Source organism: Pantoea sp. ACRSC, from assembly GCF_022346785.1.
GTDB lineage: Bacteria > Pseudomonadota > Gammaproteobacteria > Enterobacterales > Enterobacteriaceae > Pantoea > Pantoea alvi.
The window spans coordinates 97,645-114,004 of record NZ_JAKRNN010000002.1 but is presented as its reverse complement, the minus strand read 5'-3'; the positions used below and the strand labels follow the sequence as shown (position 1 = coordinate 114,004).

Here is a 16,360-nt window from a genome sequence, read left to right as displayed (position 1 = left end):
AGTTATACTGCGCGGACAATTCGAACATCAACCCTGCGAGGTGCCCTGTGTCTGAAAAAATCCATCGTATTGCCGTCATTCCCGGCGACGGTATCGGTAAAGAAGTGATGCCGGAAGGCGTCCGCGTGATGAACGCGGCGGCCGAAAAGTTTGGCATTGCGCTGCGCTGGGAGTGGTTCGACTTCGCCAGCGCCGAATACTGGCAGCAGCACGGCAAGATGCTGCCCGACGACTGGTTCGCGCAGCTAAAAAGCTTTGATGCGATCTATTTCGGCGCGGTGGGCTGGCCGGCGATCGTGCCGGATCACGTCTCGCTGTGGGGATCCCTGCTGCAGTTCCGCCGCGAATTCGATCAGTACGTCAACCTGCGGCCGGTGCGCCTGATGCCTGGCGTTAAGGCACCGCTGGCGAACCGTAAGCCGGGCGACATCGACTTTTACGTGGTGCGAGAAAACACCGAGGGCGAATACACCAGCGTCGGCGGCACCCTGTTCCCCGGCACCGAGCGCGAAGTGGTGATCCAGGAGACGGTGATGACGCGCGTCGGCGTCGACCGCATCCTGAAGTTCGCCTATGAGCTGGCCAACAGCCGCCCGAAAAAGCACCTCACCTCCGCCACCAAATCCAACGGCATCGCCATTACCATGCCCTACTGGGACAAGCGCGTCGAGGCGATGGGCGAGCACTACCCGCAGGTCAGCGTCGACAAGTACCATATCGATATTCTTACCGCCAACTTCGTGCTGCACCCCGACTGGTTCGACGTGGTGGTCGCCAGCAACCTGTTCGGCGACATTCTTTCCGATCTCGGCCCCGCCTGCACCGGCACCATCGGTATCGCCCCCTCGGCCAATATCAATCCCGAAGGCCTCTTCCCCAGCCTGTTTGAGCCGGTACACGGCTCCGCCCCCGACATCGCGGGCAAAAGCGTGGCCAACCCCATCGGCCAGATCTGGTGCGGGGCGATGATGCTGGAGCATCTGGGCTATAAAGCGGCGGGCGACGCGGTGCTCGACGCCATTGAACGCACGCTGGCGCAGGGCGAGTGCCTGACGCGCGATCTCGGCGGCGACGCCAGCACCGAAGCGCTCGGCGCAGCGGTTGCCGCCGCGCTCAACGCTTAATCGGTGACGAAAGGCTGCGGATTCCAGCCTGGCGGCAGCGGCTCAGGCCGCTCAACCGCCAGGTGATGCCAGCGCAGATTTTCGACCCCGCGCGCAAAGAGCGCAGGCAGGCCGCCGGGATAGCGCTCCACGCCGAACGCCTCCCCGGTCGCGGGATCGAGCCGGTAGGCGTTATCCAGCCCCATGCCGGTGGGCGCGTCCGGATTGCACGGCGGCCGAATATCAAACTGCCCCTGCGCGCCATCGCGGCTGACCACCTGACGCAGCTGCACATCGGCGATCAGCACGTCGCGAATATCGCCCGGCTGCGCGGCGTGCAGGTTAATCGCCCCTTCCGCCACGCCGCTCGCCTGCGTGAACTGCAGCTGCTCAACCCGCCCCGGCCGCACCGCCGGATCGCGCGGACGCACCGACACAAACAGCGGATCCGCTTTGCCCCAGTGGCACGGTGGCGCGTAGTGGCAGACAAACGTCAGATGGCTGAACAGCAGACGCCGCATGGCACCGCCGTCGCGCGACAGAATGCCGATGCCGCGGTTGGAGTCAAACAGGGTGCAGTTGGTGACGGTGACATCCTCGATATCGTCAAAGGTTTCGGTGCCGATCTTAAAGGCGCAGCTGTAGGAGCGCAGCAGGCAGTTGCTGATGGTGATCTGCCGCGCGGGGCGGCGTAGCGCCTCGGGCTTCCAGGTGGTTTTGATGCAGATGGCGTCATCCGCCGCGCTAAAGTAGCTGTTGCTGACAAACACCGCCTCGCAGCTGTCGATGTCGAGCGCGTCGGTATTGGGCATCGTCATGGCGTTGTCGATGGTGAGGCGATCGATATGCACATGGCGGCAGCTGACCAGATGCACCGTCCACATCGGCGCCTGGACAATGGTGAATCCCTCCAGCGTCACCTGCTCGCACGCTTCGAACACGATGATGCGCGGCCGATCGGCGTGCGGCAGCCGGTAGCCCTGGGCGTCGCGCCCGGCGGCGAACCAGACCTCGCCGTCACCGTCGATCCTGCCTTTACCGCTGATGGTCAGATTACGCTGGCCAAGCGCGTAAAGCAGGACGTTATGCGACTTCTCAGCGCTGCTCAGGGTCCGAAAGCGTTGATAATCGGCGCGCTGCGGGCTGGCGAGCAGCACCGCACCCGCCTCCAGGTGCAGTTCAAAGTCGGAAGGCAAATTTAGGCAGCCGCTGCGATAGCGTCCGGCGGGCAGCGTCAGGCGACCGCCGCCTGCCGCGGCGATGCGATCGATGGCGCGTTGCAGCACCGTCGTATCCAGGGTTTCGCCGTCGGCGGCGGGATGAAAATCAGCAAGAGAAAGATGCATTGTGCGGTATCTCACATTTTACTTTACGGCCCCTTCGGTGACGCCGCTGATAAACTTGCGCTGGAAAATCAGGAACACCACCACCAGCGGCAGGATCACAATCATCGCCCCCGCCATCAGCACCGGAATATCGATGGTGTTTTTGTTCTGAAAGAACATCATGCCGATCGGCAGCGTGCGCAGCTCATCTTTGTTAACCAGAATCAGCGGGATCAGGAATTCGTTCCAGGTCCAGATAAACAGCAGCAGTCCCAGCGTCGACAGGGTTGGCCAGATAGCGGGCACCAGAATGCCCCAGAGAATTTTGATCCGCGACGCGCCATCCATTACCGCCGCCTCTACCAGCTCTTTCGGCACCTGCTGGAAGGCGCTGGCGATCATCAGGGTGGTAAAGGGTAGCGACAGGGCGATCTGAGGCAGGATCAGTGCCAGCCAGGTGTTGGTCAGCCCCATCCAGCGCAGCTCATGGTAAAGCGGAATAATAAAGGCCTCGCTCGGCAGCACCATCCCCAGCGCCAGCATCGCTGCTATCGCCTTTTTGCCGGGGATCCTCAGCCAGGCAAAGCCAAACCCGGCCAGAATACCCAGCAGCACGCTGCACAGCACTACCGGGATCACCACCAGCACCGAGTTAAGAAAATAGACGTTGAAGTGGCCCTGCTGCCAGGCGGTCAGGTAATTTTTGAAGTTCAGCGAGGCGGGCAGCGTAAACACCCCCTGAAACAGCTCCATCTGGGTTTTGAATGAGGTCATCAGCGCCATCAGAAACGGCAGAATGGTCATCAGCGCCACTATCCAGATCAGCGCGCGTGAAATCACCGGCGTGCTTCGCATCAGTAACGCTCCTTTAAGGCGAGATGGATCAGGTAGTTAATCCCCAGCACAATCAGCATGCTGAATACCGCCACCGACGAGGCGTAGCCGAAATAGTGCAGGTCAAAGCCCTGCTTATACATAAAGATATTGGTGACCATGGTCGAGGTGCCAGGCCCGCCCTGGGTCATCACGTAAATCAGGTCAAAGGCTTTCAGGCTGGCGATCACCGTCAGCAGCAGAGCGATACGCAGCTCAGGCCGCAGCCCCGGCAGCGTAATGCGCATAAACTTCTGGCGGCGCGAGGAGCCATCAAGATCGGCCGCCTCCAGCAGCGAGGGATCCATACGCTGCAGCCCCGCCATAAACAGCACCAGGCAGAAGCCAAAGAAGTACCAGGTTGCTACCAGCCCTACGGCGGGTAGCGCCCAGGTAAAATCGCCGAGCCACGACATCGCCAGCTGCGGCAGCCCAATGGCGCGCAGCAGCTGATCGATCGGCCCAAACGCCGGGTTATAGAGCCAGCGCCACACCACGCCCAGCACCGCCATCGGCATAATATAGGGCAGGAAAAAGAGGATACGCAGCACGCTGCGTTCGCCGTTGCTGCGGGTGTCATACAAAAAGCTGCACAGCAGTAGCCCCACGCCGATGGGCAGCAGCGTATAAAACAGCATCAGAATGGCGTTATTGCCCAGCGCTATCCAGAACACCGGATCGCTGAACATGCGCAGATAGTTGCTGACGCCGCTGAAGACCGGCAGCGAGGTGCCATCCCATTCGGTAAAGCTGATGCCCAGCGAGGCCAGCAGCGGCAACAGCAGAAAGACCGTATAGACCAGCACCGCAGGCAGAACATAGAGAAAATTACGCCAACCGCTTAGATTCAACATAACCGTACTCGTGGCTCAGAACGCTCAGGCCCGGCAGCACGCCGGGCCACCGGCTTAGTGCTTCAGGGTTTTCAGGTAGCGCTGATAGTTGTTGTCGAAGTTAGCCACCATCTGATCGGCCGTCTGACGGCCCGCCAGCAGCAGCTGGACGTTCTGATTCAGCTCGGCGTTCATGGTGGGGGTCGCCCAGTCCACGTAGTGCCCTAAACCGTCATAGTCGTTAAGCGTCAGCCAGACCTGATAGGCTTCCGCCAGCAGCGGGTTATCAGCGGGCATTTTGGCAGCTTTACTGGTGCTCGCCGGCAGGAAGCCGACCTTCAGCCAGCGGTTGGCCATCGCATCGGAGACCATATAGTTGATAAACTTCGCCGCCGCGTCCTGCTCCGCTTTGCTCTTCGCGGTGCTGGTCACGGAGAAGGCGAGATCGGTGCCGCCGACCATCAGCGGCTGCTTCACGCCCTCGCCTGCCGGCATCGCCGCGAAGTGGATATCTTTATTATCTTTAAACTGGCCCAGATACCAGGTGCCGCTGACCAGAAAAGCCGCCTGGCCGTTCTGGAACAGCGTCGCGGCGTCATCATGGCCGATCCCCTGGAAGCCGGGGAAGAAATAGCCTTTATCGGTCCAGCTCTTCATCATGGTGGCGGCGTTGACCAGCTTGCTCTCTTTGAAGGTGCCGCCCACATCGTAAATCAGATCGTCCAGCGCCTTGCGGTCGCGGCTCTCAATCTGCGCCTGCCACAGGGTGCTGAGCAGCTGCTGCCCCATATTGCCATCCAGCAGGCCCAGCATCATCGGCGCGGTGCCCTGCTGCTTCAGCTTCGCCATTGCGCTTTCAAGCTCCGCCAGCGTTTTCGGCGGCGCGATACCCGCCTTATCCAGCAGCGCTTTGTTGTAGTAAAGCCCGACCATCTCGCCGAGGCTGGCGATACCGTAAAGTTTGCCGCTGCCGAACTCCCCGCTGTCGGACCAGCGGTTACGCTTCAGAATCGAGTCGGGGAAGCGGGTGGTCCAGCCGTTGCTGGCGGCGTAGCCGTCGAGCGGCAGCAGCAGTTTATCTTTCACCAGCGAGCCCATATCGCCGCCGCCCTGATTCACCTGGGCGATCTGCGGCCCGTCACCGGCCGTCAGCGCCAGCTTGAGCGGGATGCGCGTATCTTCAAAGGAGTGAACCGAGCGGTTAATCACGATGCCGGGGTTCTGCTGGGCAAATTCTTTAATCCCTTCGTCAACTGCCGCCGTCTGCTGCGGATAGTTGTAGATATCCCACTCATTGAGGGTCACGGCGGCGTGGGCGGCATGCGTAACGCTGCCCGCCAGCAAGCCCGCCGCCAGCAGCCGACCCAGATTGCGAATTCGGAACAAACGAACGGAGGAAACAGCCATTATGCTTACCTTCTTCAGACCAGGATCGGCATCCCTTCATCTCACCGTCTGCCATCCCGCAGACTGAAGCCGCACAGCAACGCACCTCCTCATACTTACTTTAATAAAAAAATAAAGTCAAACGGCCCGCGGCGCGAATTGCAACGCTGTGAGCGCGCGCAAATAAACAGCAGTCAGGCGGCAAAAGCAGCAGGCTACGCGGCCCACTGCGCCCTTTACCCTGACGGCATAGCGCCAGCCAGGCTTTGCGCAGCAGAATAATCCAGAAGGATAATCGCAAAATAACGCCCTGATAAAACATATGAAAATCCTATAACGCTCACACTTTTCGCTTTTCGCCGGGCGCAATTCGCCCGCCAAAGGCCGCAGTTTGGGCGTGTTGGCGATCACAGATGCGCATCAGAATGTGGGTAAAGGTTGCTGAACGAGCTGGGTTAGTGCGATAAGGTAATTATTCTATCTTGAAAACTAAGTCCGCTTTCATTAACGTAACTTTTCAGCTGCGGCACTGGGCAATCCTTAACCTGTTCACTCACGAGAATTGATCATGGCGAATCAAGGTGTCATTCGTCCGGCCACCCCGGCGGACTATCCGGCGCTCTACCGCATCTGCCTGGAAACAGCGGATGCCGGCGGCGACGCCAGCGCGCTCTACTCCGATCCCGACTACCCCGGCCAGCGTTTTGCCGTGCCCTATGCCCGCTTCGCGCCGGACTTCGCCTTTGTGCTGGAGCGGGCGGGTGAGGTGCAGGGCTATGTGGTGGCCGCGCCTGATACGCGCGCCTTTGAGGCGCAGCTGCAGGCAGAATGGTGGCCGCAGCTACAGGAAAAATATCGTCAGCGCAGCGCCAGCGCCCCGCTCGACAGCAAAGTGCTCGACGCCATCCGTCACCCCGACCAGGCGGCTGAGACGCTGGTGGCGCAGTGGCCTGCCCATCTGCACATCAATCTGCTGCCTGCGGCGCAGAAAGGCGGCTGGGGCCGCAAAATGATTGAGCATGAACTGGCAGCGCTGCGGGCAGCAGGGGTCAGCGGCGTTCATCTGGGCGTCAGCCTGCAGAACGAGCAGGTCTGCGCCTTCTATCAGCGCATGGGGTTTACCCCGATTATGCGCAGCAATGCCATCTACATGGGCCAGTTACTCTGAGTGAGGTAGCCGATGACCAGCCTGCGCCTGCAGAATGTGAAGAAGTCTTACGACAACGTTAATGTGATCCATGGCATCGACCTGACGATTAACAGCGGCGAATTTGTGGTGTTTGTCGGGCCTTCCGGCTGCGGTAAATCGACGCTGCTGCGCATGATTGCCGGGCTGGAAGAGATCAGCAGCGGCCAGCTGCTGATTGAGGAGCAGGATATGACGCGCCAGCCCGCCACCGAGCGCGGCATCGCCATGGTGTTTCAGTCCTATGCGCTCTACCCCAATATGACGGTGCGCGGCAACCTGGCCTATCCGCTGGAGGTGATGAAAAAATCCAAAGCGGAAATCAGCCAGGCGATTGAGCAGACGGCGGCGCGCCTGCACCTCACCGAGCTGCTTGACCGTCTGCCGCGCGCCCTGTCCGGCGGCCAGCGGCAGCGCGTGGCGATTGGCCGCGCCATCATTCGTCATCCACGCATTTTCCTGTTTGATGAGCCGCTCTCCAACCTTGATGCGGAGCTGCGCCTGCAGATGCGCATTGAGATCGCCCGACTGCATGCCTCCCTCGGCAATACCATGATCTACGTTACCCACGATCAGCTGGAGGCGATGACGCTGGCGGACCGGATCGTGGTGCTGCGCCAGGGACGCATCGAGCAGGCAGGCGCGCCGCTGACCCTCTATCACGATCCCGATAACCTGTTTGTCGCCGGTTTTATCGGGTCGCCAAAGATGAACTTTCTGCAGGCGCAGATTGCCGCGGCTGGCGAGGGTGAAGTGCAACTGCGCGTGCCGGCGCTGAAGATTGAGAACCTGGTGCTGAAAATCGCCGCGCCCTGCCGCGAGGGAGATCAGGTCACGCTGGGCATTCGTCCCGAGCATTTCCAGCCTGCCGCGCAGACGCCTGAGGCACAGCGCTTTACCGGCGAGCTGGCTTATGGCGAGATGCTGGGCCACACCAACTATCTTTACCTGGATATTGGCCGTGAGCAGATGCTGGTGGTGGAGGAGCGGGAGGCGATTGCGCGCGATCTGGGTAGTCAGGTTGCACTGGGCATTTCCGCCGCGCACTGCCTGCTGTTTGATGCGCAGGGCATGCGCCTGCGCTAGAGGTAAGTATAGAGATTAACGGGCGCGCGTCGCCCGTTTTTACTGGCGGTGCGTCTCAGGCGACCGGCTCTTCATCAGCCTGCGCGGCCAGCAGATCAAGCAGACGATTAACGGCAAAACCCGCTGCGCCCAGCGCCCACATCCGGTTGGATTCGGTCAGAAACTGCAGCGGCGTCATATGCGGCGTCAGCTTCAGGCGGTATGCCTGGAAGCTCTGGGTAATGTTATCGAGCAAAATGCGCGACGCCATATGCGGCTCCATCGCCAGATAAACCACATCCGGGTCATACGCCACCGACAGGTTCGCCAGCGAAATGCCCAGTTCGCGCCCCGCCTCTTCCAGCGCGGCCAGCACCTCTGGCGTAGGACGCTGATCGAGGGCCTGTAGGGTAACGCCCTCAATATTCTCCTGTGCGGCAACCCGCTGCAGAATGGCGCGCGAGGAGGCAACATCCTCCAGCAGCCGCAGCGAGCCATCGCCGACCAGTCCATTGCCAATCTCGCCCGCTTTGCCGTGGCGTCCCCGGTAGAGCTGGCGATTAAGAATGATGCCGGCCCCGATGCCCTTGCCGTAGGTGGCGATAACCGCTGACTGCGCGGTGCCGAGCTGGCCAAACACCAGCGCAGCCATCGCCATCGCATTGGCGTCGTTCTCAATAAAAACCGGCAGCGAGAAGCGCTCCTCCAGCAGGCTGGCGATGGGCACGTTATCCCAGTCGAGAACTTTCGAGCGGATACAGTAGCCATTCTCGGCGTCCACCAGCCCCGACAGCGCCAGCCCGATAGCGCCGACGCGCCTCTCCTCAACGCCGCGCAGGAATTTCGCCAGCGCGTCGCCGAGCTGGCGCGGCGTCAGCGTGCCCGACGGCATTTGCTGTTCGCCCAGCAGGTTGCCGCTGAGATCGGTCATGACGATCAGGTTACGCTCAGCGTTAAGCTGGATGCCAATTACGCTGGCGCGGTCGGGATTAAGCCCCAGCAGCGTTTTAGGCCGCCCCATTGAGACGCGACGCAGCCCCAGCTCCTGGACAATCTCTTGCGCCAGCAGGCGATTGGTCGCTTGCGAAACCGTCGACATGCTGAGTCCGCTGCGAACTTTCAAATCGGACTGACTAATGGGCGCGTTTTCAACAATCAACCGCAGAATGCGCGCGGTTACGTTGGGAGCGGTCATAAATTCCTCAATTAATAGCCCTGACGCGATCGGCTCTGGCCGAGAAAGCGGGATGCGCACCGGCAAGCTTCAGCGCCCCGCTTAACGCATCGCCCTGCGGCGTCGCCAGAGAGGCCTGAATATCCGCTGCCAGCCAGCGATGAACTGGCGCGGCCAGACCGCCCATCAGCGCCACGCGCCCGCTGCTTAACGCCATCAGGCGACGCACCATCAGGCCGATATCGGCGGCGGTCTGCGACAGCAGATGCTGCGCGTGACCATCGCCAGCGTCGGCGGCGGCGAAAACCTGCGGCACGACGCGCGCCCAGTCAGCGGGCACGGCCGTGCGGGTCCAGAGCAGCATGCTCTCCGGGCTATGGTCGAATTGCGCCATCAGCTGATGGGTAAAATCGCTGGGTTCAACCACGGCTTCGTGAGCCAGCAGCGCCAGCCGCAGCGCGCGCCGCCCCAGCTCTGCGCCCGACCCCTGGTCGGAGAGAGCAAATCCCCAGCCCCCCAGCAGCGTAAAACGCGTGCCGTCCCAGGCGGCGCCCTGGCTGCCGGTGCCGGTGATAAATACCGCGCCAGGCTCTCCACCGTGCGCGCCTGCGCAGGCGATCTCAACATCGCTGACCACCCGTAACGCCGCGCAGGCGGGTTGCCAGCCGGCCAGCCGTGCCTGTACTGAGGCAACGTTGGCACCGGCCAGTCCGGCGACCAGCGACGTTTCCCCCAGCGCCTGCGGCGTCAGCCCGGCCTGTAAAAATACCTTATCGATCAGTGCGCCAACGCGAATCAGCGCCGCATCATAGTCAGACCAGACGTTGGCTGGTCCGCCAGTCGCTTCGGCCAGAACGTTACCGTGTAGGTCGGTTAACCGCGCGCGACACTGGGTGCCGCCGCCATCAATGCCAAGGAGATAGTGTGCCTGCACGCGCTTCCTCCCGCCCCCGCTGCTTAAGAGATATCGCCATAATGAGCGAACGATAGGGTAAAAAAACTTAAATCGCAATAACAAATAAATATGGCAAAAACGCTGTGTAATTTTATCTTTATTTAACATATGGATAATAAAAACATGCTCACATTATCCGCAGCGCGATATTGACATTAGTTTTTCTGTCGTAATAAGTTGGCTAACACATAATCACCAGCCGCGCCTGGCAGCGAGCGGGCTCTGCACCATCCGGTTTCAGGATCAGGGGTTTACCATGAAAGTAGGCATCATCGGTCTCGGCTTTCGTCTGTCCCACATTATCAAAGAGTTCAACAAGGCTGACGACGACTTCTCCGTCGTTGGCTATTACGACCCGACACCCGCCGGGTTGCCCAACCTGCACAGTTTCGGCATTGAACCCGGCCAGGCGTTCGACTCGATTGATGCGTTACTGCAGCACGGCGGAATGGATCTGGTGCTGGTGGGCTCGCCTAACTTCCTTCACCTTGAACATGTCGGCCAGGCGCTGGCGGCGGGCTATACCGTCTTTACGGAAAAACCGGTCGTTATCAATGAAGAGCAAACCATGGAGATGGCGAAGCTGGTGCGCCAGTATGGCGAGGCGCGCATTCTGGTCGGCCTGGTGCTGCGCTATTCACCGCTTTATCACGACCTGCTGGCCGCGCGCGACGCCGGCCAGCTCGGCGAGATAACCTCTATAGAAGCGACAGAACATATCAAGCCGTACCACGGTGCTTTCTTTCAGCGCGACTGGCGGCGGCTGGAAAAATATGCCGGTCCCTACATTCTGGAAAAGTGCTGTCACGATATCGATCTTTATCAGGGGCTTGTGCAGCAGCGCCCGGCGCGGGTAGCCAGCTTTGGCGGACGTAAATCCTTTACCCCCGATCATGCGCCGCAGGGCGCCGTGACCCCAGACTCTGAGGTCTACCACATCAAACCCAGCGGCTGGTCCAGCACCGATGCGGTGTTTGACAGCGATGCCGACATCGTCGACTACCAGACCGCCCTGATTGAATATGCGGGCGGAGCCACCCTCGCCTTTCATGCCAATCTCAACGTGCCTGATGAGTTTCGTCGTTTCTGCGTGATGGGCACCGCCGGCATGGCGGAAGGCGATTTCGTGCGCAACTACTTCCGCGTACACAATGCGCGCAGCGGCGAGAAAGAGGTTGAAACCGCCTACAGCGGCAACGCCTACGATGGCCATTACGGCGCGGACGCGCTGATGGCGGAAGAGATAGTGAAACACATTAAACAGGGAACGCCGCTGAAAGTTTCAGTGGTGGACGCGCTGGAAGCGGGCCTCACCGCAATAAAAATCGATGAGGCACGCAAAACCCGCAGCGTGGTGGATATGCGCGAAAGCTGGCAACACTTTGACGCCAACCTGGGAAAAACAGGGGCCTGACGGCCTCTCCTGCGGCGCGCCGTCCCCCGTCGCGCTTCAGGCTGTGATTAGCGGTATGACTGGCAGCTCACTGTAACCGGCCTCACGGCCGGTTTTTTATGCCGGGCCGTTTTCGTTCTCCAGCTTCTGCCGCTTACGTAAATGCGGAAACAGCGCCATCCATAGTCCGACCACCACCAGCGTGCCGATGCCGCCAATCGCCGCGGCGGGCACTGCGCCGAACCAGGCGGCCAGCATCCCCGACTCGAACTCTCCGAGCTGATTCGAGGTATTGATAAAAATGGCATTAACCGCGTTAACGCGGCCGCGCATATCATCCGGGGTATCGAGCTGTACCAGCGCGCCGCGGATTACCATGCTTACCATATCGAATCCGCCGAGCGCGGCCAGCGCCAGCAGCGACAGCCAGAGCTGGGTCGACAGCGCGAACACCAGCGTCGCGACGCCGAACCCCGCCACCGAGCCGAACATAATCATACCGACATGCTTTTCCAGCTTGTTGCGGCTGAGCCATAGCCCCACCAGCAGCGCACCTACCGACGGCGCACCGCGCAGCAGGCCGAGCCCCCAGGGACCGGTATGCAGAATATCCTGGGCGAAAATCGGCAGCAGCGCCGTTGCGCCGCCGAGCAGCACGGCGAAAAGATCGAGCGAGATAACGCCGAGCACATCTTTGCGATCGCGGATAAAGCGCACCCCGGCAAAGAGATTGGGCAGATTCATCGGCAGACGCGGCTGCGGCGGGCGCTCGTAGCGCAAGCGCGCCACCAGCAAAAGCGACAGCAGATAAAAAGCGGCGGAGACGCCATAGACGACGTCCGGGCCAGCGACATAGAGCAGACCGCCCAGCGTTGGACCGACAATAACCGCCGCCTGGCTGCCGACCGAGGTCGAGGCCATGGCGCGCGCAAGAATGGCGGGCGGCACCAGCGAAGGCAGCATTGAAGTAATAGCGGGCCACTCCAGCGCTTTCGCCACCGAAATAAGAAACACCAGTCCCCAGATCTCAACTTTGCCGGCCCAGTTGAACAGGGTTAAAAGCAGCAGCGCCACCAGCGCGACGCACTCGATCAGCTGGCCCAGCAGAACGATGCGGCGACGGTCGAGCTGATCGGCGAGATGACCGGCGGGCAGCGCCAGCAGCACCGACGGCAAAAACTGCATTAGCCCGATAATGCCCAGCGCCATCGCGCTGTTGGTCAGGGCATAGATCTGCCAGCTAATAGCGACGGAAAACATCTGAAATCCAAACGATGAGCAGGTGCGCGCCAGCCAGAACGCAACAAACGCCCGATGCTTTAACAGCGATTCATCCGCTGTCTGTTCCACAGAATTCATAATTTATCCCGTTAATCAGTCTGCCGGTTCACGTCATAGCGCGAACCTCTCTTTTTAATCTGCGCAGGCGAACGCGCAGCACAGCGTGCTTGATTTCTCCTCGCCTGGCAATGTCGGGATGTGCTTTAGCCTGTCGCTAAAATGCGGCGCAGAGCGGCAGCTTTATTATTGACTATTATCAGACTATTTATTTCCAGAAAGACAAAATTAGGTCCATTAAATTATTAAGTATTCTTTGTGATGCACGTTATTAGCCGCGCAATAAGGCGCATAAAAAGGATGACGACTTTAATATTTCCGTTTTATATTGAGTCCAGCAGTAACCTGAGCGTTACCTTGAGAAACACTTATAACTTTGTCCGACTTTTTCTTTTAACCAGAGATGCATGGAAAATAGCTTGTACAATCCAGATGTTACTGAAAATATTCTCGGCCCTGCAGGCACCCTGCTGGGTTTTTGTTATTCAAAACCTTACTTACTGGATGATGCAGAGGAAATCAATAATAATGGCGATATAGTTACATGGAAAAATCAATGTCCACATGAAGCGGCATTAATGATTATTCCCGTTGCCCTGAAGCAGCTTAAACAAATCATTGCCGCACCGGATCAATATTTTTGCTGGCAACATCCGCGCGTTCGCCTGGCCATTAACTATGAGGCGTTAAAAGCGTGCCGCCTCGCTTTGCCTGAAATAACAAATGTTTTTCAGTTCTGGTTGCTCGACTTCGCGCCGCCCGGCGCAGACTGGCGACTGATTGACTCTTTTCCCTTTTCCGGCATCGTGTTAAGCGAAGATTTCTTTAACACTAATTATCAAAAATTCACCTTCCCCTTTTTATTATCTTCATTTGCTGAAAGAGAAATTAAGGTTATTGTCCGCAGCCCCCAGCCTGTCCCGCCCGACGAGGTGATGAAGACGCTAAATATATCGGGATGGCAGCAGCAACGACGCGCAGGCAGCCTTATCTGCTGACGCACCGAGGAAAAACCCAAACGCTGGCGTTGTGAGCGAACCCTGAGCGCCATAACGCAGCGTTAACCTCATAAAATGTTGTAGTAATCGCGCCGTTAAGCGTAAAGCGCCAAAAAAATCAAACCTCTTAACGTTTTTACTATAAAATTTAACTCACACGGATCAAGATGCTCACGGGAAGAGCAGCATTGAACACCTGCTTTCTTACGTACTTTATATAACGTGAAAACAGCGTAATTCGTTGTTTTCTGTGTTTTTATGGCAACAAACGAGGTCGACATTATGGGGAAAAGTTCCTCATCTTTTGGCGTAATTCGTTTCCTGACGGTGCTGTTCGCATTCCTGACGGGCGCGTTTATGCTGATTGGCGGTGGTTGGTTAGCCGCTATCGGAGGTTCCTGGTATTACGTTATCGGCGGTGTGGTTATGCTTATCACCGCTTATCTGCTGTCACGTCGCAAAAGCACCGCGCTGGTTCTCTATGCGCTGCTGCTGATCGGCACCCTGATCTGGGGCGTGTGGGAAGTCGGCACCGACTTCTGGGCCCTGGCGCCGCGCACCGACGTGCTGGTAATTTTTGGCGTCTGGCTGATCCTGCCTTTTGTTTACCGTAGCGTAAACGCTGGCAGCAAAGCCGCGCTGGGCAGCATGGCTGTCGCGCTGATCGCCAGCGCACTGGTGCTGGCGTATGCGGTATTTAACGATCCGCAAACGGTCAACGGCAAACTGCCGGAGACCGCGCAGAACGCCACGCCGGCGCAGCCGCTGAGCAATATCGACGATGCCGACTGGCCCGCCTATGCGCGCGACCAGCAGGGTACGCGTTTCTCGCCGCTGAAACAGATCAACGAAGGAAACGTGAAGAACCTGCAGGTTGCCTGGCAGTTCCAGACCGGCGATCTGAAGACCCCTAACGATCCGGGCGAAATTACCGACGAAGTGACGCCGATTAAAGTCCGCGACACCCTCTACCTCTGCTCGCCGCACCAGATTCTGTTCGCGCTCGACGCGACCACCGGCAAGCAGAAGTGGAAATTCGATCCGGGTATGAAACCGAATCCGACCTTCCAGCATATGACCTGCCGTGGCGTCTCTTACCACGAAGTGCCTGCGGCGGCCGATGCTGCTAACAGCCAGCCTGCGCTCTGCTCGCGCCGTATTTACCTGCCGGTAAACGACGGTCGTCTGTTCGCGCTGGATGCGGAAACTGGCGCACGCTGCCCTGCCTTCGGCAACAACGGCGAGCTGGATCTGCAGCACAAGCAGCCGGTAACCACGCCGGGTCAGTATGAGCCGACGTCACCGCCGGTTATCACCGATACCACCATCGTTATGGCGGGCGCGGTAACGGATAACTACTCGACTCGCGAGCCTTCTGGTGTGATTCGCGGCTTCGACGTTAACACTGGCAAACTGCTGTGGGCCTTCGATCCGGGCGCGAAAGATCCTAACGCGATTCCGGCTGACGAACACACCTACACCATGAACTCGCCTAACTCCTGGGCACCGGCGGTTTATGATCCGAAACTGGATATCGTTTACCTGCCGATGGGCGTCTCTACCCCGGATATCTGGGGCGGCAACCGTACCCCGGAGCAGGAGCGCTACGCGAGCAGCGTGCTGGCGCTGAACGCCACCACCGGTAAGCTGGTGTGGTCATATCAGACCGTGCATCACGACCTGTGGGACATGGACCTGCCGTCGCAGCCGACGCTGGCCGACATCACCGATAAAGATGGTAATACCGTTCCGGTGATCTACGCCCCGGCGAAAACCGGTAACATCTTTGTGCTGGATCGTCGTACCGGCAAGCCGGTAGTGCCTGCGCCGGAAACCCCGGTTCCGCAGGGCGCGGCCAAAGGCGATCACGTTTCGCCGACGCAGCCGTACTCCGAGCTGACCTTCCGTCCGAAGCAGAATCTGACGGACAAGGATATGTGGGGCGCGACCCTGTATGACCAGCTGGTGTGCCGCGTGATCTTTAAGCGTCTGCGCTATGAAGGTCCGTTCACCCCGCCGTCTGAGCAGGGCACCCTGGTGTTCCCGGGTAACCTGGGCATGTTCGAATGGGGCGGCATCGCGGTCGATCCGCATCGTCAGATCGCTATCGCTAACCCAATGGCCCTGCCGTTCGTCTCTAAACTGGTGCCGCGCGGTCCAGGCAACCCGATCGAGCCGCCTGAAGGCGCGAGCGGCGGTTCTGGCACCGAAACCGGTATCCAGCCGCAGTACGGCGTGCCGTACGGCGTTGAGCTGAACCCGTTCCTGTCGCCGTTTGGTCTGCCGTGTAAGCAGCCGGCCTGGGGCTACGTTTCTGCCGTCGACCTGAAAACCAATGAGGTGGTCTGGAAGAAACGTATCGGCACCACGCGCGACAGCGCACCGGTTCCGCTGCCGTTCAAGATGGGTATGCCAATGCTGGGCGGTCCGATCGCTACGGCTGGTAAAGTCTTCTTTATCGGCGCGACCGCAGACAACTATCTGCGTGCCTTCAGCACCGAAACGGGTGAGCTGCTGTGGCAGGCGCGTCTGCCGGCTGGCGGCCAGGCAACGCCGATGACCTATGAAGCGAATGGCAAGCAGTACGTTGTTATCGCGGCGGGCGGTCACGGCTCCTTCGGCACCAAACTGGGCGACTATGTGATCGCCTACGCGCTGCCTGACGAGAAATAAGCGCTCGTTAAGCAACGACGCAACGCTGATGCCGGTCACCTGTGACCGGCATTTTTTT

At 59.4% G+C, this 16,360-nt stretch carries 13 protein-coding genes; 6 read left to right on the top strand and 7 right to left on the bottom strand.

From position 1 onward, the window contains the following. Positions 1 to 47: 47 nt before the first annotated feature. A complete protein-coding gene (locus MHZ97_RS03980) occupies positions 48 to 1,124 on the top strand; it encodes a tartrate dehydrogenase (RefSeq protein ID WP_293648282.1) in 1,077 nt (358 codons plus the stop codon). Here MHZ97_RS03980 and MHZ97_RS03975 read toward each other — a convergent pair. Genes MHZ97_RS03975 through MHZ97_RS03960 form a run of 4 tightly spaced genes read right to left on the bottom strand, consistent with a single transcriptional unit; the run spans position 1,121 to position 5,541 of the window. Continuing rightward, complete coding sequence (locus MHZ97_RS03975) at positions 1,121 to 2,449, bottom strand: glycoside hydrolase family 28 protein (protein WP_239313537.1); 1,329 nt, start codon at positions 2,447 to 2,449, stop codon at positions 1,121 to 1,123. The genes MHZ97_RS03980 and MHZ97_RS03975 overlap by 4 nt on opposite strands. An 18-nt stretch (positions 2,450 to 2,467) precedes the next feature. Further along, positions 2,468 to 3,283: a carbohydrate ABC transporter permease gene (locus MHZ97_RS03970; protein ID WP_103793710.1), complete on the bottom strand. Its 816-nt coding sequence runs from the start codon at positions 3,281 to 3,283 to the stop codon at positions 2,468 to 2,470. Next, positions 3,283 to 4,155 carry a carbohydrate ABC transporter permease gene (locus MHZ97_RS03965; RefSeq protein ID WP_239313540.1) on the bottom strand — a complete coding sequence of 291 codons (873 nt, stop codon included), beginning with the start codon at positions 4,153 to 4,155 and terminating at the stop codon, positions 3,283 to 3,285. Before MHZ97_RS03965 ends, MHZ97_RS03970 begins: the two co-directional genes overlap by 1 nt. A 54-nt stretch (positions 4,156 to 4,209) precedes the next feature. Beyond that, a complete protein-coding gene (locus MHZ97_RS03960; protein WP_103793708.1) occupies positions 4,210 to 5,541 on the bottom strand; it encodes an extracellular solute-binding protein in 1,332 nt (443 codons plus the stop codon). A gap of 547 nt (positions 5,542 to 6,088) precedes the next feature. Here MHZ97_RS03960 and MHZ97_RS03955 point away from each other — a divergent pair. Together MHZ97_RS03955 and MHZ97_RS03950 are read left to right on the top strand one after the other, a co-directional pair. Continuing rightward, positions 6,089 to 6,688, top strand: coding sequence for a GNAT family N-acetyltransferase (locus MHZ97_RS03955; RefSeq protein ID WP_239313543.1), 600 nt, complete (start codon positions 6,089 to 6,091; stop codon positions 6,686 to 6,688). A gap of 12 nt (positions 6,689 to 6,700) precedes the next feature. After that, positions 6,701 to 7,792: an ABC transporter ATP-binding protein gene (locus MHZ97_RS03950; RefSeq protein ID WP_239313546.1), complete on the top strand. Its 1,092-nt coding sequence runs from the start codon at positions 6,701 to 6,703 to the stop codon at positions 7,790 to 7,792. 55 nt (positions 7,793 to 7,847) lie between these two features. Here the strand turns inward: MHZ97_RS03950 and MHZ97_RS03945 are convergent, their stop codons facing one another. After that, entirely contained in the window at positions 7,848 to 8,966 is a 1,119-nt protein-coding gene (locus MHZ97_RS03945; protein ID WP_239313549.1) for an ROK family transcriptional regulator, read from the bottom strand. A gap of 7 nt (positions 8,967 to 8,973) precedes the next feature. Further along, positions 8,974 to 9,879, bottom strand: coding sequence for a BadF/BadG/BcrA/BcrD ATPase family protein (locus tag MHZ97_RS03940; RefSeq protein WP_239313551.1), 906 nt, complete (start codon positions 9,877 to 9,879; stop codon positions 8,974 to 8,976). Positions 9,880 to 10,156: 277 nt separating this feature from the next. On the opposite strand from MHZ97_RS03940, the gene MHZ97_RS03935 reads away from it, so the two are divergent. Further along, the gene (locus tag MHZ97_RS03935; protein WP_103793702.1) at positions 10,157 to 11,314 is read left to right on the top strand and encodes a Gfo/Idh/MocA family protein; all 1,158 of its coding nucleotides are present in this window, start codon (positions 10,157 to 10,159) and stop codon (positions 11,312 to 11,314) included. A 96-nt stretch (positions 11,315 to 11,410) separates the two neighbouring features. Here MHZ97_RS03935 and MHZ97_RS03930 read toward each other — a convergent pair whose 3' ends face one another. Beyond that, positions 11,411 to 12,652, bottom strand: coding sequence for an MFS transporter (locus MHZ97_RS03930; RefSeq protein WP_239313553.1), 1,242 nt, complete (start codon positions 12,650 to 12,652; stop codon positions 11,411 to 11,413). 398 nt (positions 12,653 to 13,050) lie between these two features. Here MHZ97_RS03930 and MHZ97_RS03925 point away from each other — a divergent pair, with 398 nt between their 5' ends. Beyond that, the gene (locus MHZ97_RS03925; protein ID WP_239313555.1) at positions 13,051 to 13,629 is read left to right on the top strand and encodes a hypothetical protein; all 579 of its coding nucleotides are present in this window, start codon (positions 13,051 to 13,053) and stop codon (positions 13,627 to 13,629) included. A gap of 282 nt (positions 13,630 to 13,911) precedes the next feature. Then, a complete protein-coding gene (locus MHZ97_RS03920; protein ID WP_103794028.1) occupies positions 13,912 to 16,302 on the top strand; it encodes a glucose/quinate/shikimate family membrane-bound PQQ-dependent dehydrogenase in 2,391 nt (796 codons plus the stop codon). Positions 16,303 to 16,360 lie beyond the last annotated feature (58 nt).